This window comes from Brucella sp. LJL56 (assembly GCF_054871705.1).
The window spans coordinates 67,115-93,818 of record NZ_JBTXLQ010000009.1 but is presented as its reverse complement, the minus strand read 5'-3'; the positions used below and the strand labels follow the sequence as shown (position 1 = coordinate 93,818).

Sequence of the window (26,704 nt, the reverse complement as noted above, 5' to 3'; positions counted from 1 at the left end):
CTGTGGCGGCCGTCACTTTCGCCTAACGAACCCCCGCCGTTTGCACCTTGTAAGAGCTTGCTATGTCCGAGCAGAACCTGAATGACCCTAATATCGGTGTCGTCCGCCAGAAGGTGAGTGGCAAAGTTGTGCCGTAATGTATGTGGGCTGACACGCTTGTGGATGCCGGCAACTTCGGCGACCTCCTGCACCACACAATGCAATTGCCGTGGCGAAATCGGCTCGGTGCGGTTGCGCCCTGAAAACAGCCAGCCATGGAGCAACATGACGCCGCGCCGCTTTCCTTCACGCCACCACAGCCGCGAAAGTTCGAGGAGTTGCGGCGAGAGCATGGCGTTACGGTCCTTGCGTCCCTTGCCTTGTTCGACCCGGATCAGCATGCGGGTTGAGTCAATATCGTCGACTTTGAGATGCGCAAGCCCGCGCCATAAGCGACGCCGAGCGCCGCTTTGAATTTGATACTCGGTGCGACCTCGAGCAGCCGTGCAGCTTCCTCAAGGCTCAGCACATCAGGCAGCTTGCGTGGATTACGGGTTATCACAAGCGCTCGCGCCAAGCCCCGCCACTTCAGCGTAACCGTAAACAGAAAGCGCAGTGCCGAAACCGTGCTGTTGATTGTGGCCGTCCCTAGGGTCAAAACCCAATCAGACTTTTTATCATATTGGCTCTCCGTGATTCACTGCCTTCTACAGCAGGAGTTTTGGACCATGGCAGGAGAATTCTGGCTTGATGACCAGCAGTGGGCAGTGATTGCGCCATTGCTTCCGACCAACCAGCCTAGTGCTCATCGCACCGACGATCGCCGGGTCATCAGTGGGATCATCCACGTCCTGCGATCGGGTTGCCGATGGCAGGATTGTCCAGCCTGTTACGGACCTCCGACAACCGTCTACAATCACTTCCATCGCTGGTTAGCCAAAGGAATATGGCGGCGGCTGTTTGAAGCTTTGGTGCAAATCGACCGATCGGGACATCCATATGATCGACAGCACCACCGCAAAAGCACACCGCTCTGCCGCTGGCGCAAAAGGGGGCCGATGCCGAAGCAATCGGTCGCGCGCGAGGCGGCAGATCGACAAAAATCCATGCTGTTGTCGATGGTTGTGGCCGTCCAGTCGCGTTGTGAATAACGCCAGGGCAACGCGGCGACGCCCCCGTTGCCATTCCACTGCTCGAGCCTTTGCCTCGGACACGCCTCTGTGCAGCAGACACGGCTTACGACAGCGACGCTTTGCGAGACTTCCTTGCAACGCGAGGCACGCAACCGGTCATTCCCAACAATCCAACCCGAAAGCGGATCAGGCCGTTCGATCCGATCGCCTATCGACCGCGAAATATCATCGAACGCACCTTCTGCCGCCTCAAGGATTGCAGGCGCGTAGCGACACGATATGACAAGCTCAGGATTAACTTCGCGGCGACCTGCTACATCGCCGCCATGGTCACATGGTGGATCAATGGAGTCTGGAGCCTAGACGCGCAGAGCCAAGCACATTGGCCAGAACTGCGGTGATCTCGCCGGAGCTCAGGATAGTTTCTTCGATAATCAGCAATTTCATGCACATCGCAAGGAACTGAATTTCCAATCTTGACATATGTCATAAGTTAGAATTAGCTTGATTGAAATTGAGCAGATGTTGCTTCGAGGAGACCCGCCCCAGGGTGAAGCACGTTGAGCTTGGGAGGAAATATTTGTGACTAAATTGTACATTGCAATCGTCGATTGCATGATTGCGGGTAACTATGTTTCACGCGGAGCAACCGCCTGCAAATGGTTGGGAGCAGATCAAAAACTGGTTTGTGAATTGCATGACGCTTCGTCCGGTTCGGTGAAGTCTCTATGAGTTACGAATTCAGTTTCAGCTTCCTAAGCCAGTATTGGCCGCTGTTACTCAAGGGCACATTGGCGACCATCCAGATGTCCCTGATAGTTACGGTGCTCGGTTTCATCCTGGGCACGATCTGTGCGGTTGCCAGCATCAGCAAATACAAATTCCTGCGTATTCTCGTGGCGGTCTACGTAGAAGCAATTCGCAATACGCCGCTGCTGGTTCAGCTATTTCTGGTCTATTTCGGCCTGTCTTCGATGGGCGTCAAATTTTCCGCCCAGACATCGGCGCTGATCGGCTTGACCATCAATGTCGGTGCCTATTCCAGCGAGATTATTCGTGCTGGTCTGCAAGCCATTCACCCCGGCCAACTGGAAGCCGCCGATACGCTCGGGCTGTCGCGTCTACAGATGCTTGCGGGGATCATGTTGCCACCTGCGCTTGAGAAAGTTTATCCCGCGCTCGTCAGTCAGTATGTGCTGTTGATGCTGGCAACCAGCGTGGCATCGCAAATCTCGGCTGAAGAGCTGACCGGAGCGGCGTCGCGAATCCAGTCGATGACATTTCGTTCTTTCGAAGTCTATCTCGTCATTCTGGTCATCTATCTCGTCCTTTCCGTTTTAATGCGGGGGCTGTTCAAGCTTCTGGGGCTGGCGTTGTTTCCACGCAAGCGCCGCCTTGGCACCAATCTTTAGGAGGTCGGGATGTTCACGAATTTCTCCTGGATACACATCGAAGTTCTGCTGCAGGGATTGGTCTGGACAGTCTTGCTCTCCGCCATTGCTTTCATATTTGGTGGCTTGCTTGGCTTTGCGGTTGCATTGGCAGGAATAGCAAGAAACAAGGCTGTGGTTGCGCTGGTCGATGCCTATATCGTTCTGGTCCAGGGCACACCGGTTCTGATCCTGATGTTCATCGTTTACTTCGGCTTGCCGGTCTTTGGCATCGAGGTTTCCTCGCTCTTTGCCGCAAGCCTTGCAATGACAATCTTTGCGAGCGCTTTCCTTGGCGCCATCTGGCGGGGCAGCCTGCAATCCGTGCCACGCACGCAATGGGAAGCATCCGATTGCCTGGCTTTGACCGGCTTGCAGGGACTCTGGCTTGTCATCATGCCGCAAGCCATGCGTATCGCGACACCTCCAACAGTCGGCTTCATGGTTCAGATCGTCAAGAATACGTCGCTCGCATCGATCATCGGCATGGCCGAGATGACTTATATCGGCAAAGAAATCAACGCTTCGACCTTCCAGCCCTTCACGACCTATCTCGTGATCGCGTTCTTCTACTTTTGCATTTGCTTCCCGCTCTCAGCGGCCAGCCGGAAATTCGAGAGGATGTACAGTGTCAGCCGTCGTTAAGTTCGTTGAGGTTCATAAAAGCTATGGCTCGCTGCCGGTGCTCAGAGGCATCAATCTCGAAATAGAGAAGGGGCAGGTTGTTGCACTGATCGGACGCAGCGGCTCCGGCAAAAGCACGGCCCTGCGTTGTGTCGATCGGCTTGAAACAGTCAATAGCGGGGATATCTGGGTTTGTGATCATCGTGTGAGCGATCCTGATATCAATCTGCGCGCACTGCGTCAGGACGTCGGCATCGTCTTCCAGAGCTACAACCTTTTCCCGCATCTGACGGTTGAACAGAACATCACTCTGGCGCTGCGCTGGGTCAAGAAAATGACGAGACCGGTTGCGCGGGATATAGCCGAAACCGTTTTGCGGCAGGTTGGGCTGGCAGAAAAGATCGATTCCTATCCCGAACAACTATCCGGCGGACAACAGCAACGCGTGGCTATCGCCCGTTCGCTGGCCATGAAGCCGAAAGTCATGTTGTTCGATGAGGTTACCTCGGCACTCGATCCCGAGCTGACCGGCGAAGTGCTGAAGGTCATAGAGGATCTTGCCAGAAATGGCATGACGATGCTGCTCGTCACCCACGAGATGGATTTCGCCCAACGCGTCGCAGACAAGATTGTCTTCATGCATCAGGGCCAGATTTGCGAACAGGGCAGTCCGGCCATTTTGACGAGCCCGCAGACCCCTGAATTGCGCAGCTTCGTTGGCGCGCGCCACTGAACATCCAATCAACGCATGTGGTGTCGATGAGGAGAGACATCATCAACAACAGGAGGAGGAGGAAATATGACTATTCTGAACAAGAGAAAGTTTCTGGCGTTAATGGGCTTCGGCATCGGCATGGCCGCCATGATAACGCAGCCATCCTTTGCCGATCAGTTGGATACGATCCGTCAGAAAGGTAAGTTGCAGGTCGCCATTGATCTTGGAAACCCGCCTTATGCGATGCGCGATGCGCAGTTCCAGCCGACAGGTTCGGAAGTGGAAACAGCGAAGCTGCTGGCCAAAGACATGGGCGTGGATATTGAGTTCCTGACGGTTCCGACCTCGGGCCGTATTCCGTTCCTGGTTTCGGGTAAGGCGGATCTGGCCGTGTCGACGCTGTCGATAACAAAGGAGCGGCTTGAGGTTGTGGATTTCAGCATCCCCTATGCTGAAACCGCAATCGTCGTCGCAGCCCCCAAAGAAGCAAACGTAAAGTCCTATGCGGATCTTACCGATGCATCGGTTGCGGTAACGCGCGGCACGGTCAACGACACCAATCTCACGGAAAAGACAGCAGATGTTTCCGGCGTCCAGATCGTGCGGTTTGAAGATGATCCGACATCGAGTGCGGCAGTAACCAGCGGCCAGATTGCAATCTATGCAACATCGCGTCCGCTTCTGACCGAACTGATCAAGGCCAATCCCAAACTCGACCTCGAAGAGAAGTTTGTCGCCAAGGCTTACCCTCTGGGCGTTGCCCTTCGCAAGAATGAGCCGAAGCTCAAGGAATGGATCGACGGCTGGATCAAGACCAATCTCGACAATGGCAAGTTGGTCGACGTCTACGAAAAGTATCATGGCGCTCGTCTGGACCCGCAGAAGCTGCTGGCCAATGACTTGCCTCGGTCGTGACACAGGTGCCGTCGCGGGGCCGGTGCAAACCATGCCCCGCCACGGCAATTGCCTGAATGCTGACGGAACGGAACCTTGCTCTTGAGAACTTGGACAATCCCCGAACCAGTAGATTAACGTGCAGGAATGAAATGATGACAGACAAGTTCAGTGTAAGAGGCAAGATTGCCATTGTGACAGGCGGGCTGGGGCAGCTCGGAACGCAGTTCAGCAAGTCGCTTGCCGAGGCTGGCGCCAAAGTGGCGATCTTCAGCCGCCGGGCAATCGACGCCGCCGATCTTGAAGCAAAGTTTCCGGGCTTGACGAAGAACATTCGCGTTTATGTGGCGAGTGTTACGGACAAGGCCAGCCTGGAGCATGCGACCGAAAAGCTGATTGCCGATTGGGGCGTGCCGCATATTCTGGTCAACAATGCAGGCATCGATTCAAAGCCGTCAGGATCGGCTGACCAGAACAGTCCCTTTGAAATCTATCCGCAGAAATACTGGAACGAGATCATCGAAACCAATCTGACGGGTGTGATGCTGTGTTGTCAGGTCATCGGCTCGAAGATGGCCGATGCCAGACGCGGCAGCATCATCAATGTCGGTTCAATCTACGGCATCGTGTCACCAAATCAGGCGCTTTATGCCTATCGCGAGGCGCGAGACGGTGAGCCTTTCATCAAGGCGGTATCCTATGCTGCTTCGAAATCCGGTCTTGTCAACTTGACCCGCTATCTCGGCACCTATTGGGGAACCAAGAATGTCAGAGTTAACCTGATTTCCTTCGGCGGCGTGAAAACTGCAAACTTCGACAAGGAATTTGTGGATGCGTTTCTTGAACGCGTTCCCATGAACCGACAAGCGGAAATCGATGAATATAATGGCGTGATACAGTTTCTGGCATCCGATGCCTCGTCATATATGACAGGCTCGAATGTCGTTGTGGATGGAGGCTTTACGGCATGGTGACAGAACAGGCAGACAATCGAACTCTGACGAGACGCGCGTTACCTGATCGTGACAAGCTGCACGTCTCGGTCGTTGAGGCGCTGGAAGCACAGATTCTTTCCGGCAAACTCAAGATTGGCGATCGTCTGCCTGCCGAAGCCGCAATAGCGCGTGAATTCAATGTGAGCACGCGATCTGTTCGTGAAGCGCTGCAAATTCTCGAAACAAAAGGCCTCGTTCGCCGCAAGCATGGTGAAAGAGCGCTTGTCGTGCGCGACGATGTTGGAGAGTTTCTCGGTTCGCTTGCAACGACTGTCAAACAGCTCTTTGCCAATAATTCCGACTATCTCGTCCAGTTGATGGATGTGCGCCGGATCATCGAGACGGAAGTCGTGACGCGACTGAGTTCGGAAGACCTGGTGATGACGCCGGAAGTGGATGAGGCGCTCGCCAGTATGAGAGCTGCAGCCGAAGCCAATGACATGGCCCGGTTCACCGACAGTGACGCTGCTTTCCATCTTGGGCTCGTGCATTCCGTGGGCAACGAGATCCTCAATGTCGTCTATGACAATCTTTTCTCGATCATCATCGATGTCATCCGGGTTACGAGCCGTGTGCCGAACAAGTCGCTGGAGGACGGATTTGCCGAACATGAGGAAATCTACAACCTCATAAAGGCCAGAGAGCCGGAGACTGCCCGCCAAGCTATCCGCAGACAGATCGATGAAAGTTCGCGCTATCTCAAGGTCGCGCTGGACAATTCCAATCTCAAGAACAAGGTCAAAACCAAATGAGCAACTTCGATTATTCCGATACAGACTGGGCGTCGATCGAGCGTCTTTCGAAATGGTATTCCGGCGATGTCCATGACAGTCTGGAACAACTCGGCGGTTGGGGTTATCTGGACGGTATATCGTTGCAGGGTGAGTTGAAGCCGGGCGAAGTGGTCTGCGGTCCCGCCGTCACCGTTCAGTTTGCTCCAAGCGAGCGTCGCAATCAGCCGCAGGATGTCTATCACAATGCCATCGACAACGCGCCGAAGGGTGGAATTGTTGTCGTCGATGCATCCTGCGCGCAAGGCTCCTGCTCGGGAGAGCTGATGAGCACAGGTGCTAAAACGCGCGGCGCTGCGGCGACGATTGTCAACGGTACGGTCCGTGATATCGCGCAGGTTCGCCATCTGGGCTATCCGCTTTTCGGTCGCGCCCGGTCTCCTGTTTCGGTGTCCGGCAAGATGGAGCCGAAGCTCTCACAAGTTCCAATCGAAATAGCCGGTGTGAAAATTGCTCCGGGCGATGTTATCTTCGCGGATATTGACGGGGTTGTCGTCATTCCCAAGACCATGGTTGCCGCAGTCGCCGATCAGGCCGACAAGCTGGGCGCAAATGAAGCTTCGGCGCGTGACCGCATTCTCGGCGGTGAGAAGCTTCAATCGGTCTGGCCGGTGGAGTCGAAATACGGCGCGTAGCCGAAGCCGAAACGCATCTTCAAAGAGGCGATGATCATAGATCAATCGTCATTATTGTTAAGAACTCGTCCGGTGCATCATGCTGTGAGCTATCAGATCAGCCTGGTTTCGGCAAAGGATCGCAAACACTTCGGCAAGCGTCATAAAGCCAAGCACATGCGAGGTCTCGACACCGATTACATACAGAGACGGCCAGTTGAGTGTGGCCGCCTCTTTCCAGGCAAATGTTCATGCAATTCGGCCCCGTATTCAGACCGCTTTTGTTGTCGTTCAGCTTCACATTTCCAGACCCGCTTTGCGACTTTCCAGCGTAGAGATGAGGTTGAAGCCGATGGACCGGAGGGGTTCTGGAGCAATCCAGCTTGCTGTACCCATGATGGCAGACATGCTTGAATGCTCGCCTTGGCCCAGCATGAGTTCTGCAAGATGTCGCCCCAGCATTGTTCCTTTGGCAATGCCGCTCCCATTGCAGCCGCCTGATGCATAAAGACCGTCTTCAACGCGCCCCCACCACGGCGCCCCATTCATTGTGAACGCTGTCGTACCGGCCCACAAATACTCCAGTTGCATGTCTTTGAGATTTGGCCAGCGGCGTTCAAAGCGATCCCTGAGCTTATTCGAAGCCTCACGCTCACCGAGTTCAGCCTCATGCGCATATAGACTGCGTACCATGATCCGATTGCGGCCAATGCGACGCAACGTCGTACCAAGCCGGTGCGAGGGCAACAGGCCCCATGCCTCGGACTCGCCGAGTTCATCAAGCCGTTTATCAGCGATTTCTTCAGTCACGGCAGCATAAGTGTAAATGGTCGCCATGCGCGATTTCAAATAGCCGAACTTGCGGATAAAGGCATTGGTCGCCAGGGCAAGGTTCTTGCATTTTACAACGCCGCCCGTCGTCTCCAAAACCCACCCATCGCGCTTGACCAGGGTCTTGACCGGTGTGTTTTCATAGATCGCAATGTCGCTTGGCAACGCATCGGCAAGACCACGTATCAAGGCGGCGGGCTGTAGCAACCATGTATCCTGCATGTGGATGCCGAAGCGATAATAAGCACTCCCGATGCGACGATGGATGTCCTCCCGCGACAGGATAGTATGAGCAATTTTATTGACGCGAGCGACTTCCGCAACATTGCGTAACGACGCTTCGCCAAGTTCAGTCGCCGCGCCGCGGATCGATCCCACCTGTCGCATGTCGCAATCAATGTTGTTGTCACTGATGATCTGCATCAGCCATTGGAAAGCTTCGTTAAAAAAGCCGGATTGAAGACGCGCCTTTTCAGCCATTTCTATCGAAGCATTGCGCGGCAATACATCCGAGCCTGTGAAACCCGAATTTCGGGCAGAGGAACCTTCCCCTATCGTAGTCGCTTCAATCACTGCGATACTGGCGTCGGGGTTCAGTTCACGCAATCGACGTGCGATGGCGAAACCAGTGAATCCAGCTCCGACAATTGCGTAATCGACCGTAATGTCTTGGGTGAGTGCGGCGCGCGGTTGGCGTGGCGGGAGCATGGCATTCCAACCACACAGGTTGGAATAGGAGGGATAGGTTAGCTTTGTCATTTTGGTGCCTGAAAGATTTCGGGACAGTGCACCGCACCATCCCGATTGCTCTTATCATTCCTTGAAGTGAGCTTGTTCGGTGAGTAGCGGGCCCAGCGACATCGAGCCCTTGAGCTCAAAGCCCCAGTCAAGCTTTTCGTTTCTGATCCAGACCTGGGCGGTCTCTGTCACCGGCACAGCGCAAACGTCAGCGACAATCAATTTCTGCGCTTCCTGCCAGAGTTCGATCTGCTTTTTGGGATCGACCTCCGTGCGAGCGGCCTCAATCTGCTTGTCAGCAACCGAGCAATGGCTGAAGTTTGTTACTTGCCCCGGCGCACCAATAGCGCTGTTGGAGTGATAGAACTGCGTTAGATAAGTGTCGGCGACAGGAAAGCGTGCCGCACCGTAATCAACAAGCGGGCTTAAGTCCTTGCGGATCATCTGATGCCAGGTCGCATGTTCAACCGGTTCAAGCTCAAGCTTGATGCCGGCCTTCGCAAGCTGCGCCTGGAGAAGCTGGTCCGTGGTCGCATAACTGGGCATCTGGCTAGAGATCATCTTGACGGTAAGACCATTGGGAAAACCCGCTTCTGCAAGCAGTGCTTTGGCCTTGTCAGGATCGGGTTGAACGAGGCCTGGATCGGGATTGAGGCCCATATTGTTCGAAGGAATGACTGACTTTGCAACTCGCGTGAATTCAGGCCCACGGAACTGCGCAATCTGTGCAGGATTAATCGCGTAGGCAACGGCCTGCCGGACTCTGATGTCATCGAACGGCTTCTGGTTGCGGTTGATATGTACCACGGTCAATTCGGCAGGATCGAAGATATCGACCTTGGCGCCGGGTGTTTCCTTCATTCGCTGTAACCAGCGCCGATCAGTCGTGCCCGCGGATACATCGATTTCGCCTGCTGTAAAGGCAAGATCACGACCTGCCGCCGCGTTGAGAAAACGATAAGTCACCTTTTCGATCTTCGGCTTGCCACGGAAATACTTTTCGTGGGCAATAAAGTGAACTGCAACACCGGGTTCGATTGATTCAAACTGGAAAGGCCCAAAACCAACAGGATTACGGGTAAAGCCCTCCCCGCGCTCTTCATACGCTTTCTTGCTGATGATGAAGCCGCCGGAATAGTTGGTCACAAGGCCAAGCAGACTTGGAACCTGATTTGCAAGCGTGATGCGTACGGTGTGTGGGTCTACGGCCTCGACGCTCTTGATCGCCTTATAATCTGTTGCGAACGCTGAACGCTTCGGATCTGCCGCCTTCTGCAAACTGAAAACGACATCATCGGCCGTCACTTCGCCGTAGCCATGTTGCCATTGCACGCCAGGGCGCAGTTTGAAGGTCCAGACCAGATTATTGTCTGTTGCTTCCCAGCTTTCGGCAAGGTCACCTTCGATAGTCGCCGGATCGGTAGAACCGGGCGCGAATCTGACCAGTCCTCCAAAAATCCATGCGACGAGGGTACGATCCGACGTACTCGCGGCGAAGTGCGGATCAAGATTGCCGATATCGGCAGCGGCGGCACCAAGGCGTAATTCGGTCTGTGCTGCGTATGCCGAGAGTGTGCCGAGTGCCGTGAAGGCCATGAGAGCGGCAAGCGCCGGTGGACCCATGATGCTTTTCAGTTTCATGATTGTTCCCTTTTTATTGAATATTATTGTCTTGAGGCTTGGCAAGCGCACTGAGCAGTGAGGTAAATCCCGTTTTTTTCAGACTGCTAATCGCCGAAATAATACTGTCCTGGTTTTGGGGGCTCAGACTGACACGTCCAATATTCTTGAACTTGTGAGCGACCTGATCCCAACTCATCGGATTGGCTACATCGCCAAGCGGATGATCGATAACCAGTTCTTCGGCACCGTCGCCCTGATCAATCAGAACACGGGCTGGTGTACGCACTGGAAACGCTGTGACGAAATCGGTCGAGGCTTCGAGCTCGATCCGGTTCGCAAGGCCGAGCACTTCTATGTCTTTCAAGCTGTCGGGGTCAACGGGCTGCAGTGCCTCCGGCCCACGCAACGCCGCAAGCGCACAGCTAAAATAGAAACTATACTGGCCGCCTTCCAACGTGCTCGGCGCGCGCTCATTAGCGAGGCGAAGACCCTGCGGGAAGGTTTCGATACGGAGCCTGTGAATCTGGTGTCCGTCCCTGCGCATTTTCAGGATCGCATCGATGGCCGCGTGCATATAACGACAGCAAGCATAAGGCTTGAGATAGCAGTGTTGCAGTTCCCAGACCTCGCCGAGCTGTCCCAGCAGAATTCTGCGATCATAACGCTCTTCATTGTTGAGCAGGTCTACCGGCCCGGTTGCTCCTGCCTTCGCGCGATAAGCCCCGGTGATACCGGCAACGACGGCAGGTGGAATTCCTTCCTTCACCGTGCTGCCCTGAAACTTGGAGGAACCGGTTGGAAAAACGATAGGGCCTTCAGAACCTGCAATCGCCAACGCATGCGCCATCTCGTCGGCGTCGAGCCCGAGAAGCCGTCCGGCAGCCGCAGCCGCACCATAGCTTACCCATCTGCCGCTTGCATAAGTTTCGATAGTGCTGGTGGGGCGTGATGTTGCAACACGCAGGGCTACGTCGTAACCCAAAGCAATTGCATCAAGCATCTCGGTGTCCGACGCATCGATGGATTGGCCGACAGCCAGCGCCGCTGGAATGACACCAGCACCAGCGTGGCCCGCCGCTCCACGATGACCGTCATCAATATCAAGCGCACTGGCAGCCGCGCTGTTTGCCATGGCAGCGCCAGCCACGCTCAGCTTCATATCTGTAAGCCAAACCTGCGCAACACCTGAGCCATATACATCGGACGCTGCTTGTCTCGCCGAGGCTGCCAGACGCGAATGAAGGCCCGCTGCGGTCGCCCCCATCAGATCGAGCAGTAGAAGTGAGATGGCTTCACGCGTTTCCGACGGCAACGCGCCTTTAGGGTGGCCAGAAACAAATTTAGCAAGTTGAGTTAGGGCATGCATTTCCAGAAGACTCCAATCTAGCTCGCCATACGAATGAAATGACCGTCCGCAGCCATGCTCCAGCGCGCAGTTGGCGCGCTATAGCCGAGGGGCTTGAGCGGACTTCTTGGCGGACCAGCATCGGCAGCTCGCCGCTGCCGTATTCCGCGTTGGTCAGGGTGTGTTATGGGAATCGCGGAAAGCAGCCGCTGTGTATATTCGTGCCCAGGGCGTCCGATCACTTCGTCCCGAGGACCGATCTCGACAATCTCACCAAAATACATGACCGCAACGCGGTTGCAGATGCGTTCGACGGCAGCCATATCGTGGCTGATAAAGAGATACGAAATGTCGAATTCTTTCTGGAGATCGATCATCAGCTCAATGATCTGCCCCTTGATGGCGACATCAAGTGCGGAAACCGCTTCATCGGCGATGATCAAACGGGGGGCCATTGCGAGAGCTCGTGCAATGCAGATGCGCTGACGTTGTCCACCTGAAAATTCGTGAGGCAGGCTGGATGCGCGATTGGGATCCAATCCAACACGCTCCATCAACCATTCCATTTTCTGCTGTGCGGCTGCACCGGTCTCCAGACCGTGAACCTTCATTGGTTCCATGATCGCCGAGCCGATGGTCTGACGTGCGTCAAGCGAGCCGAAAGGATCCTGAAAGATCATCTGCACCTGCCGTCTCAATGAAAAAAGGCTTTTGCGATCCAGGTAGTCGATTGTCTCCCCACCGACGGTGATCTTGCCATTGTGAACAGGTGCAAGATTGATGATCGCCTTGCCAATGGTGGATTTTCCCGAACCGGACTCACCGACGAGTCCAAGGGTCTCGCCCTTGCTGATGCTGAACGACACGTCTTCGACCGCGTGCACTGCACCTCTGGCGCGACCCAAGAGACCACCGTGAACAGGAAATCTCACAGACAGGTCGTTTACCTCCAGAACCGGCGTTGCGGTATTTGCCATCACCGGACTGTCGACGGGACGCGCCGGAACCGGCCCGGCCTGTAACTTGCCGACCAGGCTGGGAGCTGCCTCGATAAGGCTGCGCGTATAGGCGTCCTTCGGATTGCTAAAGATTTCCATCACCGGGCCTTGCTCAATGACGCGGCCATGGCGCATGACCAGCACGTCATCGGCGACTTCGGCAACAACGCCCATATCATGCGTTATGAACAGAACAGCGGTTCCCGTTTCCTGCTGCAGTTCCTTCAAAAGCTGGAGCGTCTGAGCTTGCACGGTCACATCCAGAGCAGTTGTGGGCTCATCGGCGATGATCAGATCCGGATTGCATGCCAGTGCCATCGCAATCATCACACGCTGTCGCATACCGCCGGAAAATGTATGCGGATACTGATTGACGCGCTGCTCCGGATCGGGAATGCGTACCTTGCGCAAGAGCTCCAGAACGGCTTCCTGCAGGTCCCTTCCCTTGATCTTCTTGTGAATTCTCAGAACTTCAGCAAGCTGTGTTCCCACAGTCTGTACCGGATTGAGTGACGTCATCGGCTCCTGAAAGATCATGCTGATCTTGCCGCCGCGTACTCGGCGCATCTCGGCTTCGGGCAATGTAAGCAAGGCCTGCTGGCCGAGCATTACAGCGCCCTCAGCCTTGGCGATGCGATCAGGCAGAAGACGCATGATTGCCAGTGAAGTAACGCTCTTGCCAGAGCCGGATTCCCCCACCAGAGCTAGTGTCTTCCCAGGCTCGATCTGAAAGCTGATCCCATGGACAACCGGCTTTCTGGCGAAGGAAATCTTGAGATCTCGAACGATGATTGCAGGCTGATCGGTCATTAGCTGGCATCCTTCAGTCGTGGATCGATTGCGTCGCGCAGACCATCGCCGATCAGGTTGAGAGCAAGAACGAGCACAAGGATTGCAAGGCTCGGATAGAGGGCCAGATGGAAAGAGCTCAGAATATTGTCGAAGCCTTCGCGAACCATGCCTCCCCAGGTTGGTGTGGGCGGCGCGAGCCCCAACCCGATGAAAGCAAGCGAGGCTTCTGTGCGGACGGCAGTTGCCATCCATAGTGATGCCATGACCATGATCTCGGGCAGGATCGCAGGCAGAATATGGCCGAACAAAATGCGCGCGTGGGAAAACCCCATTGCATGACAGGCCTGCACATATTCACGGTCGCGCTGTGTCAGAACGCCAGCGCGTGCAATTCGCGCAAAGGCCGGTATCGCTGTAAATGCGATAGCGATAACGATGTTCGTCAGCGTTGCCCCCATCAGAGCAACCAGCGCCAAACCAAGGATCAGTGATGGAAACGCCAGCACGACATCCATGATCTGCATCAGGATGATGTCGGTCTTGCGACCCACATAACCGGCTATCATACCCAGAAATGAGCCAATTATCAGCGCGACCACAATGGCCAGAAAGCCAATGGTCAGCGAATAACGCGCTCCATAGAGCAATCGCGAAAGAACATCGCGGCCGAACTGATCCGTGCCCAGCAGATTCTCTGCGCTTGGCGGTGACAGATACACAATGATGTTCTGTTCGTTCGGATCGTACGGCGCCAGGACCGGCGCGAAAACCGCACACAGAATAAGCGTCAGGACAATGGCTATGCCCAGCCACGTGGAAAAATTCAATCGACGTAGAAATTGCCATCTGGACTGCGCGCGTGGAGCGGCAGATGAATTGGTTGTAATGGATGTCATTTGTACTGAACCCTCGGATCGAGGAAGCCATAGGTCAGGTCAGTCAGCATGTTCACCGCAACAACGATAAGCGTATAAATGACGATCATCCCCTGCAGCAGGGTATAGTCACGCTGAGTCAGGGCGTTGAGAATTAGCTTGCCCAGGCCCGGCCGGGAGAAGACGATTTCAGTCAGAACGGAATTACCGATCAGAATACCAAGATAGAGCCCAACCACCGTCGTAATCGGGATCATGCAGTTACCGAGCGCATGACGCCAAACAACTGCGTGATGTGAAGCGCCTTTGGCTTTCGCCGTACGCACAAAGTCCTGATTTAGAACTTCGAGCATGGCCGAGCGCGTGACACGCGTGATGTACGCCATCATGATCAACGCCAGCGAAATGGTCGGTAGCGCCATTTGTCTCAGCCGATCCAGCAATCCATCACCGCCACCTGAGCTGATGACAGGAAACCAGCGCAGTTGAATTGCGAAAATCATGAGCAAGATGATCGCCGCAACAAAAGCTGGAAGGGAAAGACCCAGTAGCGAAACAAGGCGCAACATCAGATCAGCCGGCTTATTTCGTTTCACTGCCGCCCAAACACCTGCAGGAACACCCAACAGCACCCCCAGTATGAGCGACGCGATCGTCAGCTCCATTGTATAGGGCAGAACGTTCATGATTTCGGCTGTGATAGACCGGCCCGTTATCATGGACTTACCAAGATCACCTTGGAGAACGCCCAGCATGAAGTTTGCGTACTGAACAATGATCGACTGATCCAAGCCGAGCTTGTGATGCAGTGCAGCAATACTTGCGGGGCTGGCTTGATCGCCCAGGATGACAAGCGCCGGATCGCCCGGCAGAACACGAACAATTACGAAGACCAACGTCAACACGCTGAACAGCGTGAAAAGCGCGAAGCCCATTCGTTTGATCAGGAACGACACCATGCTGTTGTCCTCGCCTCAAACAGATGATGGGGGAGCATGGCAGGGGCGTGCGTCAACGACCTGAGATCAGGTGTAAAAGCAGCAATCTTTGAACGCTCCTCCCTCGGTTCAAAGACTTAACGCCGGAGTTGAATGACAACGAAAAATATGACAGAAGTCAACCTATTCCTTTTATTGGAATAGATTTTATTAAATGTTCTAATAATTAGAACCCTGGAGTCGGCTGTGACTACGAACGCATCAAGCAATGCAGTACGCGCACTTGATATTCTAATTGTCCTGGGAGAAGCAGGCGCCGATGGTTTCGCATTAGCCGATATTGCCGAACGCATTGGCGAGGCCAAACCTGCAGTTCACCGCAGCCTCGTTTCGCTTCTTCAAAAGGGTTTTGCAGAGCCTGCTGGCAAGCACGGCTTTTACCGGCTTGGGCCAGCTATCCCAATGCTTGCGAGGGGTCAGGCCCGTCTCGAGCCCCTGATTTCAAAATTCCGACCCGGAATGACCGAGTTTGCGCGGCGAAGCGGACACACCGTTTACATGATGGTACAGGCGGGCGTTGACGCCGTTTGCGCCGAGATGGTTTCGCGATTTCCAGACCGGCAGTTTACGATGGGGGTTGGCGGGCGCGTGCCGATGGGCGTCGCAGCCGGAAGCATTGCTCTCATGTCCATCATGCCTGAAGCCGACTGTCTCGCGCTACTTGAGGCAAATGCACCACGTTATCTTAGCCATCCTTCGGTTCAATATGTCGATAAGGCTGTTGTCATATCGCAGATTGAGGACGCGCGACGGCGGAGCTTCGCTGTCAACATGGCATATTATCTGCCTGGGGAAGGCGGGCTCGGTTTGCCAGTGCGCGCCACAAGTCCCTATGAGCTGAATGCTGCGATTTCATTCACAGCACCGCTTGAGATGATGACGGAAGACTGGCTCCCCAAGATCATCGATGAGCTGCGCGATTGCCTTGGCGACGCGATACAGCCTGTGCCCGCTTCATCAACACCATGAGAGCGGAATTTTTCCAATCTTCAATCCGAGAGGAAACCAAATGCAGATTGAACGACTTGATGTGAATCACCGCCGCAGCCGTCTGGTGAAATACAATGGCATGTGTTTCCTGTCGGGCCAGTTTTCGGATTCAGATAAGGACATCACTCAGCAAACGAGAGAAACTCTCGCCAAGATTGACGACCTTCTGGCACGCGCCGGGACTGACAAATCTCGCTTGCTTACGGCGCAGATCTGGTTGAGGGAAATGTCAGACTTCAAGGCAATGAACGAGGTGTGGGATGCCTGGATCGATCCGGCCAATCCACCGACCCGATGCTGCGGGCAGGTATTGATGGCTGATCCAGACATGCGTATCGAAATCGTCGTCTCCGCTGCAATTTAAAGGAATGATGCAGGACCAGCTATCCGCCCATTCAAATATAGCGGATCGCGTTCTGCATCGGTCAGCATGCTTTCGCCGCGCCGCCGATAATGAAAGTCGGCATTCGGAACATGGATGCCGTGAAAGCCGAGGGAAAGCCACTGCAGCCAGAACTCCCAGTCCTCAACGCCTCTCCGCATTGCCTCATCGAAACGGGCACCCGCATCCAGCATGCGGCGAGAGACCATGCTGCCTGCTTCGCAGAAGCTTCTGAACAGATGCTTAAGGGCGGAATAGGGCCCGGACATATCGCTGAAACTTGAAAAGCCGAACTTGTCCACGTCCGTATAGATCCAACCGGTGCGCTCGTCGCTTGTTCTCAACGCGTGTACAAGCCGTTGCAGTAGAGCCGGATCGATATGATTGTCGCAGTCTGGAAAGAAGACCGCTTCCAGCGCCGGAAAAGCCTGAAGTGCAAATTCCAGTCCAGTGTTACGAGCTGCGCTCAGACCGTTATTCGCCTTGCGCAAATAGAAGACTGTCCCGCTATGGAGCGAGTAAAAGTCTGACAGATTTCATGGGTTTCCGGCGATGGACAACCGTCATTTACAACCACGACGGCAAACGGAAAGTCACATTGTTGCGCAACCGCCGTGCGCAAGGTTTCTGCCGTCACCGAAGGCTGGCCATAAGCAGGAATGAGAATGACCACGCAGACATCGTTTACTTCGTTCAAATGAGCACCGTATCGTTTCTACCCACACGACTTGTCCATGTTGGATCTTGGTTCGGAATACGACACCGACCGATAGATTTTTGTGACGTACCTGTTGCAATACTTGAGCAACTCGCAGTTGTTCATCGTAGCTGACATCGTTCGAGCTCGGCTCGGCGTTTCGTCGGAGTGCCAGCAGGTTGCCGAATTATTTTTCTTCACAATCTATAGCTTTTGCGTGACGTCACAGCCGTGGGAAGTTAATTCCGATTCCGGGAAGAAGACGCAATCTTCTTTCCTTCATTACCTATAAAAATTGTAGACTATAGACCCTCCACTAAAGGAGGATCCTATGCCCAAAACCCTATCCAATTCCATCGAGCTTGGCACAACAGCGGCCGATTTCCTCCTGAGCGATGCAAATGGGGTAGCGCACAGGCTCTCCGATTTTGAAGCCGCGCCGGTGCTTCTCGTCGCTTTCATCTCCAATCGCTGTCCCTTCGTACAGCTCATTCGCAATGAACTCGCATCCTTCGCCCGCGAATATCAGACCAAAGGCCTGCAGATAGTTGCCATCAACAGCAACGATGCCGAGGCCCACCCCCAAGAAAGCATCGAGGCAATCGGTCGGGAAGTCGATGAGATCGGTTACTCGTTCCCCTATCTGAAGGACGAGGAGCAAACGGCCGCGAAGGCTTACGGCGCGGCATGCACGCCTGATCTTTTCGTTTTCGATGGCGACCGCAAGCTCGCCTATCATGGCCAATTCGACGATGCGCGCCCGGGCAACGGCAAGGTGGTAACGGGCAAGGATCTCCGCGCTGCAACCGATGCAATACTTGCTGGCAGGAAGCCTGCGGCGGCACAAACACCCTCGATCGGCTGCAACATCAAATGGACTGCTGGCAACGAACCATCCTGGTTCTCCAATGTGGCATGACAACAGACAGTTGCGCGGTCGCAAACCCGCATAATGTTTTCCGGAAATCTCAATGTCATTGAAGCGAAAAGACCTGACAGGCGGTGACCCGCTGCATTTGCAAACGGACGTACTCGTACTGGGAGGTGGCCCTGCAGGTGCCTGGGCTGCTTTGTCTGCTGTGCAGAGCGGCGCCCGCGTCGTAATTGCCGACAAGGGTTATTTAGGCACCAGCGGCGCGACGGCACCGTCAAATACCGGTACCTGGACCGTACCGCCGGGGGACAATCGGGCACAGATCATCGAGCGGCGCTGGCAGCGTACAGGCAATCTCGCTGATCAACGCTGGATGCTGCGCACCGTTGATCAAGCCTATGAAAATCTGCTTAAGCTGGCTGAATGGGGATATCCATTTCCCGACGACGAAGATGGCAAGCTCTATATCGCCAATCTACGCGGGCCCGACTATATGGCTTTCATGCGCCGCCGCCTTCTGGGAACCGGAATTACGGTGCTGGACCACCATCCTGCCTTGGAACTCTATTTCGACGGCGAAGCGGTTACTGGCGCTGCGGGCATGGATCGTCAGCGCAACCGCGACTGGCGTGTTGATGCCGGTGCGGTTGTGCTCGCGACAGGCGGCTGCGCCTTCAACGAGCGCATCTTGGGTGCCGCGACCTTGACGGGCGACGGACATCTTATGGCCGCTGAAGCCGGCGCAGCCCTTTCCGGCATGGAGTTCACCGGCAAGTACACTCTGGCGCCGTTCGGTACGTCGCTCAACAAGGGGTTACCGTTCCGCTGGGCTTCATTCTATCGCGAGGATGGCACGCCAATTCTCGATAGTGACGGCAATCATCTGCAGAACGGAATTGGCGAGCGCGAAAAGGAAATCGCCAAGGCAATGATCGACGCCCCGGTCTATGCGATACTCGATCAAGCAGAGCCTGCCCTGCAGGACTGGCTGCGCCGTGGTCAGCCGAACTGCTTCGTGCCCTATAACAGGATGCCGGTCGATCCTTTCCACGATTTATTCCGTGTTACTTTCCGCGCCGAAGGAACCGTGCGCGGCACCGGAGGTATCCGTATCGCCTCGTCCGATTGCGCAACTGACGTCGTCGGGCTCTATGTCGCAGGAGATGCCGCAAGCCGCGAACAGATCGCCGGAGCTGCTTCCGGCGGAGGGGGACCTAACTCTTCCTGGGCGATTGCCAGTGGCTGGTGGTCCGGCCAGGGAGCCGCATCTCATGCCAAGCACCGAGGCACCAGGACCTTCAGGCACAATTCCAGCGCGCTCGGGCAGGCAGGTTTGCGTCCCGTCTCGGCAACCAAGGTTTCGCTCACACCGAAGGATGTCATCGACGGCGTGCGTGCTGAAGTCACGCCCCTGGAGAAAAACTATTTCCGCGAAGGCAATCGCCTGAAGGCCAGCAGCGAAAAACTCGATGCAATCTGGAGCGATGTCAAACACCATCTTGCTGGATCAGGGCTTGATCGCCTGAAGGCGCGCGAGGCGGCAGCAATCGCAGCATCCGGACGCTGGTCGGTAACGGCAGCACTTGCCCGCACGGAAAGCCGTGGCATGCATCGCCGAAGCGATTTCAAAGGTAACGATAAGGCATTTTCTCAACCCATCACGTTACGTGGCATCGACGAGATCACCGTCTCGACCGCCATCTATGGGCATCAGGAAATCGCGTCGTGATTGAGATCATTTCCCAAAGCCGCTGCGTTGAATGCAATATCTGCGTGAAAGTCTGCCCGGCCAACGTCTTCGACGGGTCGGACGGTGTCCCCCTCATCGCCCGTCAGGATGATTGTCAGACCTGCTTTCTGTGCGAAATCTATTGTCCGACGGACGCTCTTTATGTCGCCGAACGGGCGGATGGCCCGCTTTCGATAACCGAGGCCGAAGCAGAAGAACGGAACCTTTTTGGCAGCTATTCACGCGCGCTTGGATGGAGGCGTGGCAAACCGGGCGGATCGGAACTCGACCCGACACACCGCATCCGCGTTGCGCAAGTCTGAATGGAGAATCAAATGGACCGCATCACAGTGACTGACGTCCACAAGACATTCCGGCTGAAGCCCGGACAGTCAGTTTTGATCGATGGCCGCACCTCCGACAGCGTCACTGTCCTGAATGGCGTCGATCTTGCCATCCAGAGGGGTGAGTTCATAACACTGGTGGGGCCGAGTGGCAGCGGCAAGTCCGTCTTGCTCGACATTATCGGCGGACTGACAGCGGCTTCCAACGGCATCGTCAGCATCGACGGCAAGCGTATCGTCAAGCCGGACCCGAAGACGGGCTACGTCTTCCAGCAATATGCCCTGTTTCCATGGCGCACAGCATTGTCCAACATCGAATATGCGCTGGAACTGCATGGTATCTCGAAGCGGGAGCGCACCGATAAGGCGCGCTACTTCCTTTCACTTTTCGGACTTTCCGGATTCGAAGACCGGTTCCCCAATCAGCTTTCGGGCGGCATGCAACAGCGCGTTGCAATCGCCAGGGCTCTCGTCACCGACCCTGAAGTTCTGCTCATGGACGAGCCCTTCGCGGCACTCGATGCGCAGACACGGGAGATTCTCCAGACCGAGTTGCTTCGCATTTGGGAGAAGATAAGAACAACTGTTGTTTTTGTTACCCACTCGATTGATGAGGCGATCTACCTCGCGGACAGGATCGTCGTCATGACTGCACGTCCGGGCACGGTGAAGGAGATAATCGATGTCGATCTTCCGAGGCCTCGTGGCAGTGATATCCGCGCCAGTTCCGAATTCAACCGGCATCGCAGCCGCGTGTGGGAAGCGCTTCGTGATGAAGTGAACAAGGCACAAAAGGACTGGGTGCTTGCGCCTGACTATGCCCACTGAAGGAGTCCACTACGATGGCCTATCTAACCGATAAGACCGCATTCGGTGCGCGCTCTTCTTCCAAGAGGGGAAAAGGGCGAGCTTGGAAAATCAAGCTGCCCGAAGTCGGCACATTTGCGTACGGCTTGCCCCTGCTCCTGGTTTTCCTGGCACTGTGGGAGATCGCACCGCGGCTCGGCTGGCTCAATCGTATCTTTTTTCCTCCGCTGAGCGAAGTGTCAGAGGCATGGTACGCGATGATGCTCGACGGCACACTGACGACCAATATCGGTATAAGTCTGCAACGGGCGGCGATTGGTTTCGTCCTGGCCGTCATCGTTGCGGTGCCGCTCGGCTTTCTGATGGGGCGTTACCCCCTGTTCGAAAAAGTTTCTGATCTTCTCGTGCAGACGCTGCGCAACACCTCGCAATTTGCGTTGCTGCCAGTCTTCATCCTCCTGCTCGGTATAGGCGAAGCATCAAAGATTGCGATTACCTTCTATTCGTCGATCTTCTTTCTGTTGATCAATACGATCTCGGGCGTCAAATCCGTCGATCCACTGCTGTTGAAGGCGGCACGCTCAATGGGCACATCGGACATCGATATGTTCCGGAAAGTCATCTTGCCAGCCAGCATTCCTTCGATCGTCTCAGGCATGCGGCTTGCCGTCAAAGCCTCCATCTTCGCGGTAATCGGCGCAGAGATGCTTGCTGCGAAATCCGGCCTCGGATTTTTGATCCAGCAATCGCAGCTCATGATGGAAACCGCCGATATGTATGCCGGCATCATAACCATGACCGCAATCGGGCTGCTGGTGAACTATCTGCTGGTCTGGTTCGAACGCTGGGCCACCGCCTGGAAAGGCAGTTCCGACATCTCCCACGCCTGAGCTCACATCAACATCAACCTGCTCTCAAGGGAAACACCGTATGACCGTTTTCAATTCTCCCATCCTGCGCCGCGTCGTGTTGAGTGGCCTTGTGGCACTCGCACTCGGCAACCTTACCCCCTCATCGCCTGCTTTTGCCGACGACAAGCCCGGTGTGATCCGTATCGGCAGCACGGCGCCCGGCCACTTGAAATTCATCCTCGAAAGACACAATGGCACGCTTGCCAAGGAATTTGAGGAAGATGGCATCAAGGTCGAGTTCATCGCTTTCACCAACGGCGGTTCCGAAGCAACAACGGCCCTTGCAACTGGAGCCGTAGAGTTCATTTACACCGGCAACAATCCAGCGTTGCGGGTCGCCGCAGCCGGTGCGGATGTCAAAGCAATCGGCCTTTCCAGCTTCATCAAGGAAAACGGTTCAGCGATTATCGTCAACACAAACTCGTCGATCAGATCGCTGCAAGATCTGAAGGGCAAGAAGGTCGCCTATCTCACAGGAACAGTCCGTCATTCAATCTTCGCCAAGGCTCTCAAGTCGGTCGGATTGTCTCTTGACGACGTAGAGTCTCTCAACCTCGCCTTTGATGCTTCAGGCCCGGCCCTGGTGCGCGGTGATGTGGATGCCGTCGTCGAAAGCGGCGACGTCGCCGCAAAACTCGTCGAAGCGCGTCAGGCCCGCGTCATCCTCGACGCCTCCTCGCACCCGGAATGGTCGGCCCCATTTCTCATTTCCGCGAATGGAGACTTTGTCCGCAAACATCCCGAGATCGTCAAGCGCCTCTTGAAGGTCGATATCGAGACAGCACGCTGGGCCGACGCCCATCCCGAAGAAACGATCAAGATTTTCGTTGCCGAAACAAAGTCGTCAGAGAAGTCGGTTCGCCAGACCTACCGGAATAACGTGTTTTACCAGGACCCCAGAATTATCCCCGAAGCACTCGCTGCGCTTAAGGTCGAAGAGCAATTCATGGCCGATGCCAAATTGCTCAAGGGTTCAGTTGACTACGACAAGTGGATCGACACCAGCTTCCTCGATGCAGCTTACAAGGAAGTTGACGGGAAACAATCCAACTAGTGGTCTTGTTCCGACATCTGCATCCGTCGGCTACAAGCATTGGACAAATGTCGGAATCAAAAAGACCACGAGCAAGTATATCCATCTAGCGGATTTTTCGAATTTGATGTTTGAAACAGCATCTGCATCAGCCGGGATTCAAACGTCAAATTCAATCCACCAAAGCATTTCCTGTTTTGATTGAATCATTGGGAATGCTCTATCTTTCTGTCTTTACGCGCATCTTGTTCCGAAAACCGTTTCACACTTTTCGGGATGCGCTCTAAAAAGAGGAGGCCGCGCGTTGACGAGAATTTCTTCGTCAGGCGCACTATTTGTCATGTGGATCGTCAAGCTGAGCTCTTCCACCGCCTAATCCGGCCCTCCTGCCTTAGTTGCCGAAACCGGCCGCTGGGGCTAGTCAGATCAGCTCATCGTTCCGATCTTTTATTCCTCGATCCTGTCATTTCAACCACGCGAGGCGAAGCCAGTATTGAGCGTTGAACGCCGCATCAGCCGAAGTGTTGCAGGATGATTACAGGCACAAAAACATGACTTGTTTTATCAGGTAATTTCTTGCCAGCACGGATACATGAGTATAACAGTCATGATTGTTATACTCATGTTGGGAATATTCCATATGCGCTCAGACTGCATGCCTCTTCGCCGCACAATTCTGGCTGGCACATCCCTGATTGCCCTTGCCTCTACGGCAATGGCGCAGGACCAGACCACCCCTCCTCAGGCAGAGAGTGGCGCAATCGTCCTCGACAAGATCGTCATTGATGGCGGTAGCGGTGGTGTGATTGATGCAGACGGTTATGTGGCGCGCAGCAGTGCTACCGGCGCCAAGATCGACACCCCGTTTGTGCAGACCCCACAGTCTATTTCCTCAGTCACCCAACAGCAGCTTGAAGATCGTAATCCGCAGACCCTGCTCGACGCCATTGCCTATACACCCAGCGCGCGCGTTGGTGGCTACGGCTTTGATCCGCGCTTTGATTCCTTCACGGTGCGCGGTTTCGATGTCACTTATACCGGCGTCTTTCGCGACAATCTGCGCCAGCCGGGAGCGAGTTCAGCACTCTTCAAGACAGAACCTTATGGTCTGGAAGGCGTTTCCATTTTGCGCGGCCCATCGTCAGCCCTCTACGGCGCGTCCGGTGCAGGCGGTCTGTTCAACCTGATCAGCAAGCGTCCGACGGAAACTCCGCTTCATGAGGTGCAGATTCAATACGGTACCAACAATCGTTATCAGACCCAGTTTGATCTGTCCGGACCGGTCAAGGAAGGTGACCCGCTTTACTATCGACTGACCGGCCTTTGGCGCAACGCCGATACTGAACAGCCGTCCGTTCCTGATGATCGCATTTACATCGCACCGGCTTTTACGTGGAAACCGGATGAAGACACCCGCTTGACCGTTCTTAGCGAGTTCTCCCGCACCAAGACTGGCGGCACTGCTGCTTATTATTATGATGCCGTTACGGGCAAGGTATCCGACATTTTTGCAGGCAACACCGCTTTCAACGACTCTGTACAAACACAGGGGCGCATAGGCTATGAATTTGAAAAGCGCATAAACGATACTTTCGTGTTCCGCCAGAATGCCCGCCTTGCCTCGACCAAGATCGGAGCCGATTGGGCTTTTGCCTATCAGGCCAATGAAGACGATCCATTCCTTCTCGACAGCAGTGCGGGAACTTTTGAAGAACGTCTGACCAGTTTCACCATCGATAATCAACTGGAAGCGAATTTCGATACAGGCAATCTGGAACACCAACTGCTGACCGGCATTGATCTGACAAAACTGCAATGGAAGGGATTGAACGGCTATGGCTATACGCCGCCGCTGGATACCAGACATCCGTCCATGGGGCGCCCTGTAGCACCGATCGACTTCCAGACAAAAGACGTTCAGGACCAGTTCATGGCTGGTATCTATCTACAGGATCAGATCCGCTATGATGCCTGGACTTTCACCCTCGGTGGCCGCCAGGACTGGGTCAGCACCGACACCAAAAGCAGCGACCTGACAACCAATACATCCAGCGATTCTGACCAGAACGACAAGGCCTTCACATGGCGTGCCGGACTGACTTACGAGACGCCTTGGGGTATTACGCCATATGCCAGCTATTCGACGGCGTTTTCGCCCAACGCCGGTGTAAACCAGGAAACCGGTAACCCGTTCAAGCCAACGGAGAGTGAGCAGCAGGAAATCGGGATCAAGTACCAGTTGCCCAACAGCAATACCCTGATAACGGCCGCTCTATTCAACATCAATCAGGACAATGGCCTCTATTACGAAGTGGTTGAACTGGATACCGGGCCGGCCAACATTCAGGTACAGCGTGGTAAACTACGCTCGCGTGGTCTGGAATTGGAAGCCAGCACCAGTCTCGACAATGGCCTGTCTCTCATCGCGTCGTACAGCTATATGCAGACCAGCATCAAAGACGGGCCGGAAGGTACGGTAGGCAATGAAATCTCGTCCGTACCGACCCACATGGCATCGGCCTGGGCGCATTATAAGTTGCCAGAAAACAGCATCCTCTACGGTCTGGGCGTCGGCACGGGCGTGCGCTTTGTCGGTTCAAGTTACGGCAATGACGAAAATACCATGAAAAACAGTTCGCGCGCCTTTGTCGACGCAGCGATCGATTTCGACTTTGGCGCTATCAAGAAGGACTATGAAGGCGTAAAACTGCAGGTCAACGCCACCAACCTTTTCGACACCCGCAAGCCGGTCTGCTCGGCAGGTTTCTGTTATCGCGATCAGGGCCGAACCGTTGTCGGCAGCCTGAAATATTCATGGTAGACGCCGATACACAAAATGAAGCTCTCAGGCCGCAGGGCCTGAGAGCACTGTTCCATGGTGAAAATGCATGGTGCGCCGACAGTATGATGCTGTCATCCGAACTGACTGACGGTATGCCTGTGCAGGAGTTTCTGCACGGCGCTCAATTGACGAAAACTCTGCATAAATGCGCGGCTGCCTATCCCGATGCCGATCTGCGGGCGGTTTCGTCGTTCTGGTCGCTCTATTATTTTTCTCTGCTGGTCATTCCCTATATCTGCGCCAGACAGAACGGAGTGGCCCTTCCGGTCGAGCTGGAGAATATGACCATTGCCATCAATGAGCAGGGCTTGCCACGTTCCTTTGGCTTGCTCAATGGCGGGCGGGCGTGTGATGCGCTGGATGTCATGGACGTGATCAGCCATGTCGCAAAAAATCACTTGAACACTGTTGTTCAGGTCCTCAAGGACCGCGCCGGCATCTCACCGCGGCTCGCCTGGAATAATGCGGCAGTCTATATCGATTACGCCGTCAACAGCGCGGCGGAAGATCATTCTGATGAAGGCTGGCCGTGTCGTCCGCTGTTTGAAACACAGACTTTCGCCGATGGAACGCGCAACCCGTTTTTTGGCTGTCTGCGCCAGGAAGCAGATCATGGCGCAAATTTGTGCCGCCGCAAGATCTGCTGTCTGCGCTACAAACTGCCAGGTGTTGCAGGATGCGGTGAATTATGTGCGCTACCCGAACTGAGAAGGCAATGAA

The 26,704-nt window shown here is 54.9% G+C and carries 25 protein-coding genes and 2 pseudogenes; 18 read left to right on the top strand and 9 right to left on the bottom strand.

The window, feature by feature from the left end; all coding sequences use genetic code 11:
* Window positions 1–53 precede the first annotated feature (53 nt).
* A pseudogene (locus ACYSN1_RS19800) lies at window positions 54–676 on the bottom strand (tyrosine-type recombinase/integrase); the annotation flags it as partial.
* Between the two features lie 31 nt (window positions 677–707).
* Between ACYSN1_RS19800 and ACYSN1_RS19795 the strand changes: the two are divergent.
* From ACYSN1_RS19795 to ACYSN1_RS19760, 8 genes and pseudogenes are all read left to right on the top strand, one after another.
* Window positions 708–1,513: pseudogene (locus tag ACYSN1_RS19795) on the top strand (IS5 family transposase).
* A gap of 327 nt (window positions 1,514–1,840) precedes the next feature.
* Window positions 1,841–2,524 carry an amino acid ABC transporter permease gene (locus ACYSN1_RS19790; RefSeq protein ID WP_461727235.1) on the top strand — a complete coding sequence of 228 codons (684 nt, stop codon included), beginning with the start codon at window positions 1,841–1,843 and terminating at the stop codon, window positions 2,522–2,524.
* Between the two features lie 9 nt (window positions 2,525–2,533).
* A complete protein-coding gene (locus ACYSN1_RS19785; RefSeq protein WP_461727234.1) occupies window positions 2,534–3,187 on the top strand; it encodes an amino acid ABC transporter permease in 654 nt (217 codons plus the stop codon).
* Window positions 3,171–3,899, top strand: coding sequence for an amino acid ABC transporter ATP-binding protein (locus tag ACYSN1_RS19780; RefSeq protein WP_461727233.1), 729 nt, complete (start codon window positions 3,171–3,173; stop codon window positions 3,897–3,899). The genes ACYSN1_RS19785 and ACYSN1_RS19780 overlap by 17 nt, the downstream gene beginning before the upstream one ends.
* A 66-nt stretch (window positions 3,900–3,965) precedes the next feature.
* A complete protein-coding gene (locus tag ACYSN1_RS19775; protein ID WP_461727232.1) occupies window positions 3,966–4,796 on the top strand; it encodes a transporter substrate-binding domain-containing protein in 831 nt (276 codons plus the stop codon).
* Window positions 4,797–4,930: 134 nt separating this feature from the next.
* Window positions 4,931–5,749, top strand: a complete 819-nt coding sequence (locus ACYSN1_RS19770; protein ID WP_461727231.1) for an SDR family oxidoreductase — start codon at window positions 4,931–4,933, stop codon at window positions 5,747–5,749.
* Window positions 5,743–6,522 (top strand): FadR/GntR family transcriptional regulator, encoded by a 780-nt coding sequence (locus ACYSN1_RS19765; protein ID WP_461727230.1) that lies wholly within the window; start codon window positions 5,743–5,745, stop codon window positions 6,520–6,522. The genes ACYSN1_RS19770 and ACYSN1_RS19765 overlap by 7 nt, the downstream gene beginning before the upstream one ends.
* Window positions 6,519–7,196: an RraA family protein gene (locus ACYSN1_RS19760; RefSeq protein WP_140021752.1), complete on the top strand. Its 678-nt coding sequence runs from the start codon at window positions 6,519–6,521 to the stop codon at window positions 7,194–7,196. The genes ACYSN1_RS19765 and ACYSN1_RS19760 overlap by 4 nt, the downstream gene beginning before the upstream one ends.
* Before the next feature lie 276 nt (window positions 7,197–7,472).
* On the opposite strand, the gene ACYSN1_RS19755 is transcribed toward ACYSN1_RS19760, so the two are convergent.
* The 6 genes from ACYSN1_RS19755 to ACYSN1_RS19730 are packed head-to-tail and all read right to left on the bottom strand — an operon-like array spanning window position 7,473 to window position 15,336.
* Entirely contained in the window at window positions 7,473–8,765 is a 1,293-nt protein-coding gene (locus tag ACYSN1_RS19755; RefSeq protein ID WP_461727229.1) for an NAD(P)/FAD-dependent oxidoreductase, read from the bottom strand.
* 54 nt (window positions 8,766–8,819) lie between these two features.
* Window positions 8,820–10,385, bottom strand: a complete 1,566-nt coding sequence (locus ACYSN1_RS19750) for an ABC transporter substrate-binding protein (protein WP_461727228.1) — start codon at window positions 10,383–10,385, stop codon at window positions 8,820–8,822.
* Between the two features lie 13 nt (window positions 10,386–10,398).
* Window positions 10,399–11,733 carry an MmgE/PrpD family protein gene (locus ACYSN1_RS19745; RefSeq protein ID WP_461727227.1) on the bottom strand — a complete coding sequence of 445 codons (1,335 nt, stop codon included), beginning with the start codon at window positions 11,731–11,733 and terminating at the stop codon, window positions 10,399–10,401.
* Between the two features lie 17 nt (window positions 11,734–11,750).
* The gene (locus tag ACYSN1_RS19740; RefSeq protein ID WP_461727226.1) at window positions 11,751–13,520 is read right to left on the bottom strand and encodes an ABC transporter ATP-binding protein; all 1,770 of its coding nucleotides are present in this window, start codon (window positions 13,518–13,520) and stop codon (window positions 11,751–11,753) included.
* Window positions 13,520–14,398 (bottom strand): ABC transporter permease, encoded by an 879-nt coding sequence (locus ACYSN1_RS19735; RefSeq protein WP_461727225.1) that lies wholly within the window; start codon window positions 14,396–14,398, stop codon window positions 13,520–13,522. Before ACYSN1_RS19735 ends, ACYSN1_RS19740 begins: the two co-directional genes overlap by 1 nt.
* Window positions 14,395–15,336: an ABC transporter permease gene (locus tag ACYSN1_RS19730; RefSeq protein ID WP_461727224.1), complete on the bottom strand. Its 942-nt coding sequence runs from the start codon at window positions 15,334–15,336 to the stop codon at window positions 14,395–14,397. The genes ACYSN1_RS19735 and ACYSN1_RS19730 overlap by 4 nt, the downstream gene beginning before the upstream one ends.
* Window positions 15,337–15,561: 225 nt before the next feature.
* On the opposite strand from ACYSN1_RS19730, the gene ACYSN1_RS19725 reads away from it, so the two are divergent.
* Both ACYSN1_RS19725 and ACYSN1_RS19720 read left to right on the top strand, forming a co-directional pair.
* Complete coding sequence (locus ACYSN1_RS19725) at window positions 15,562–16,344, top strand: IclR family transcriptional regulator (RefSeq protein WP_461727223.1); 783 nt, start codon at window positions 15,562–15,564, stop codon at window positions 16,342–16,344.
* Between the two features lie 40 nt (window positions 16,345–16,384).
* A complete protein-coding gene (locus tag ACYSN1_RS19720) occupies window positions 16,385–16,729 on the top strand; it encodes a RidA family protein (protein WP_140021868.1) in 345 nt (114 codons plus the stop codon).
* On the opposite strand, the gene ACYSN1_RS19715 is transcribed toward ACYSN1_RS19720, so the two are convergent.
* Together ACYSN1_RS19715 and ACYSN1_RS19710 are read right to left on the bottom strand one after the other, a co-directional pair.
* On the bottom strand, window positions 16,726–17,280 hold the full coding sequence (locus ACYSN1_RS19715) for a glycosyltransferase (RefSeq protein ID WP_461727342.1): 555 nt from the start codon (window positions 17,278–17,280) through the stop codon (window positions 16,726–16,728). The genes ACYSN1_RS19720 and ACYSN1_RS19715 overlap by 4 nt on opposite strands.
* Entirely contained in the window at window positions 17,214–17,420 is a 207-nt protein-coding gene (locus ACYSN1_RS19710) for a glycosyltransferase (RefSeq protein ID WP_461727341.1), read from the bottom strand. The genes ACYSN1_RS19715 and ACYSN1_RS19710 overlap by 67 nt, the downstream gene beginning before the upstream one ends.
* A gap of 355 nt (window positions 17,421–17,775) precedes the next feature.
* Here ACYSN1_RS19710 and ACYSN1_RS19705 point away from each other — a divergent pair, with 355 nt between their 5' ends.
* The 8 genes from ACYSN1_RS19705 to fhuF all read left to right on the top strand — a co-directional run bounded on the left by ACYSN1_RS19705 (window position 17,776) and on the right by fhuF (window position 26,703).
* Entirely contained in the window at window positions 17,776–18,363 is a 588-nt protein-coding gene (locus tag ACYSN1_RS19705) for a thioredoxin family protein (RefSeq protein WP_461727222.1), read from the top strand.
* 52 nt (window positions 18,364–18,415) lie between these two features.
* Window positions 18,416–20,047 carry an FAD-dependent oxidoreductase gene (locus ACYSN1_RS19700; protein ID WP_461727221.1) on the top strand — a complete coding sequence of 544 codons (1,632 nt, stop codon included), beginning with the start codon at window positions 18,416–18,418 and terminating at the stop codon, window positions 20,045–20,047.
* The gene (locus ACYSN1_RS19695; RefSeq protein WP_461727220.1) at window positions 20,044–20,370 is read left to right on the top strand and encodes a 4Fe-4S binding protein; all 327 of its coding nucleotides are present in this window, start codon (window positions 20,044–20,046) and stop codon (window positions 20,368–20,370) included. The genes ACYSN1_RS19700 and ACYSN1_RS19695 overlap by 4 nt, the downstream gene beginning before the upstream one ends.
* A gap of 12 nt (window positions 20,371–20,382) precedes the next feature.
* Window positions 20,383–21,219 carry an ABC transporter ATP-binding protein gene (locus ACYSN1_RS19690; protein ID WP_461727219.1) on the top strand — a complete coding sequence of 279 codons (837 nt, stop codon included), beginning with the start codon at window positions 20,383–20,385 and terminating at the stop codon, window positions 21,217–21,219.
* Between the two features lie 14 nt (window positions 21,220–21,233).
* Window positions 21,234–22,088 (top strand): ABC transporter permease, encoded by an 855-nt coding sequence (locus tag ACYSN1_RS19685; RefSeq protein ID WP_461727218.1) that lies wholly within the window; start codon window positions 21,234–21,236, stop codon window positions 22,086–22,088.
* Window positions 22,089–22,128: 40 nt separating this feature from the next.
* A complete protein-coding gene (locus ACYSN1_RS19680; protein ID WP_461727217.1) occupies window positions 22,129–23,163 on the top strand; it encodes an aliphatic sulfonate ABC transporter substrate-binding protein in 1,035 nt (344 codons plus the stop codon).
* 619 nt (window positions 23,164–23,782) lie between these two features.
* Entirely contained in the window at window positions 23,783–25,963 is a 2,181-nt protein-coding gene (locus ACYSN1_RS19675; RefSeq protein WP_461727216.1) for a TonB-dependent siderophore receptor, read from the top strand.
* Window positions 25,957–26,703, top strand: coding sequence for a siderophore-iron reductase FhuF (gene fhuF, locus ACYSN1_RS19670; protein WP_461727215.1), 747 nt, complete (start codon window positions 25,957–25,959; stop codon window positions 26,701–26,703). Before ACYSN1_RS19675 ends, fhuF begins: the two co-directional genes overlap by 7 nt.
* The last annotated feature ends 1 nt before the right edge of the window (window position 26,704 follow it).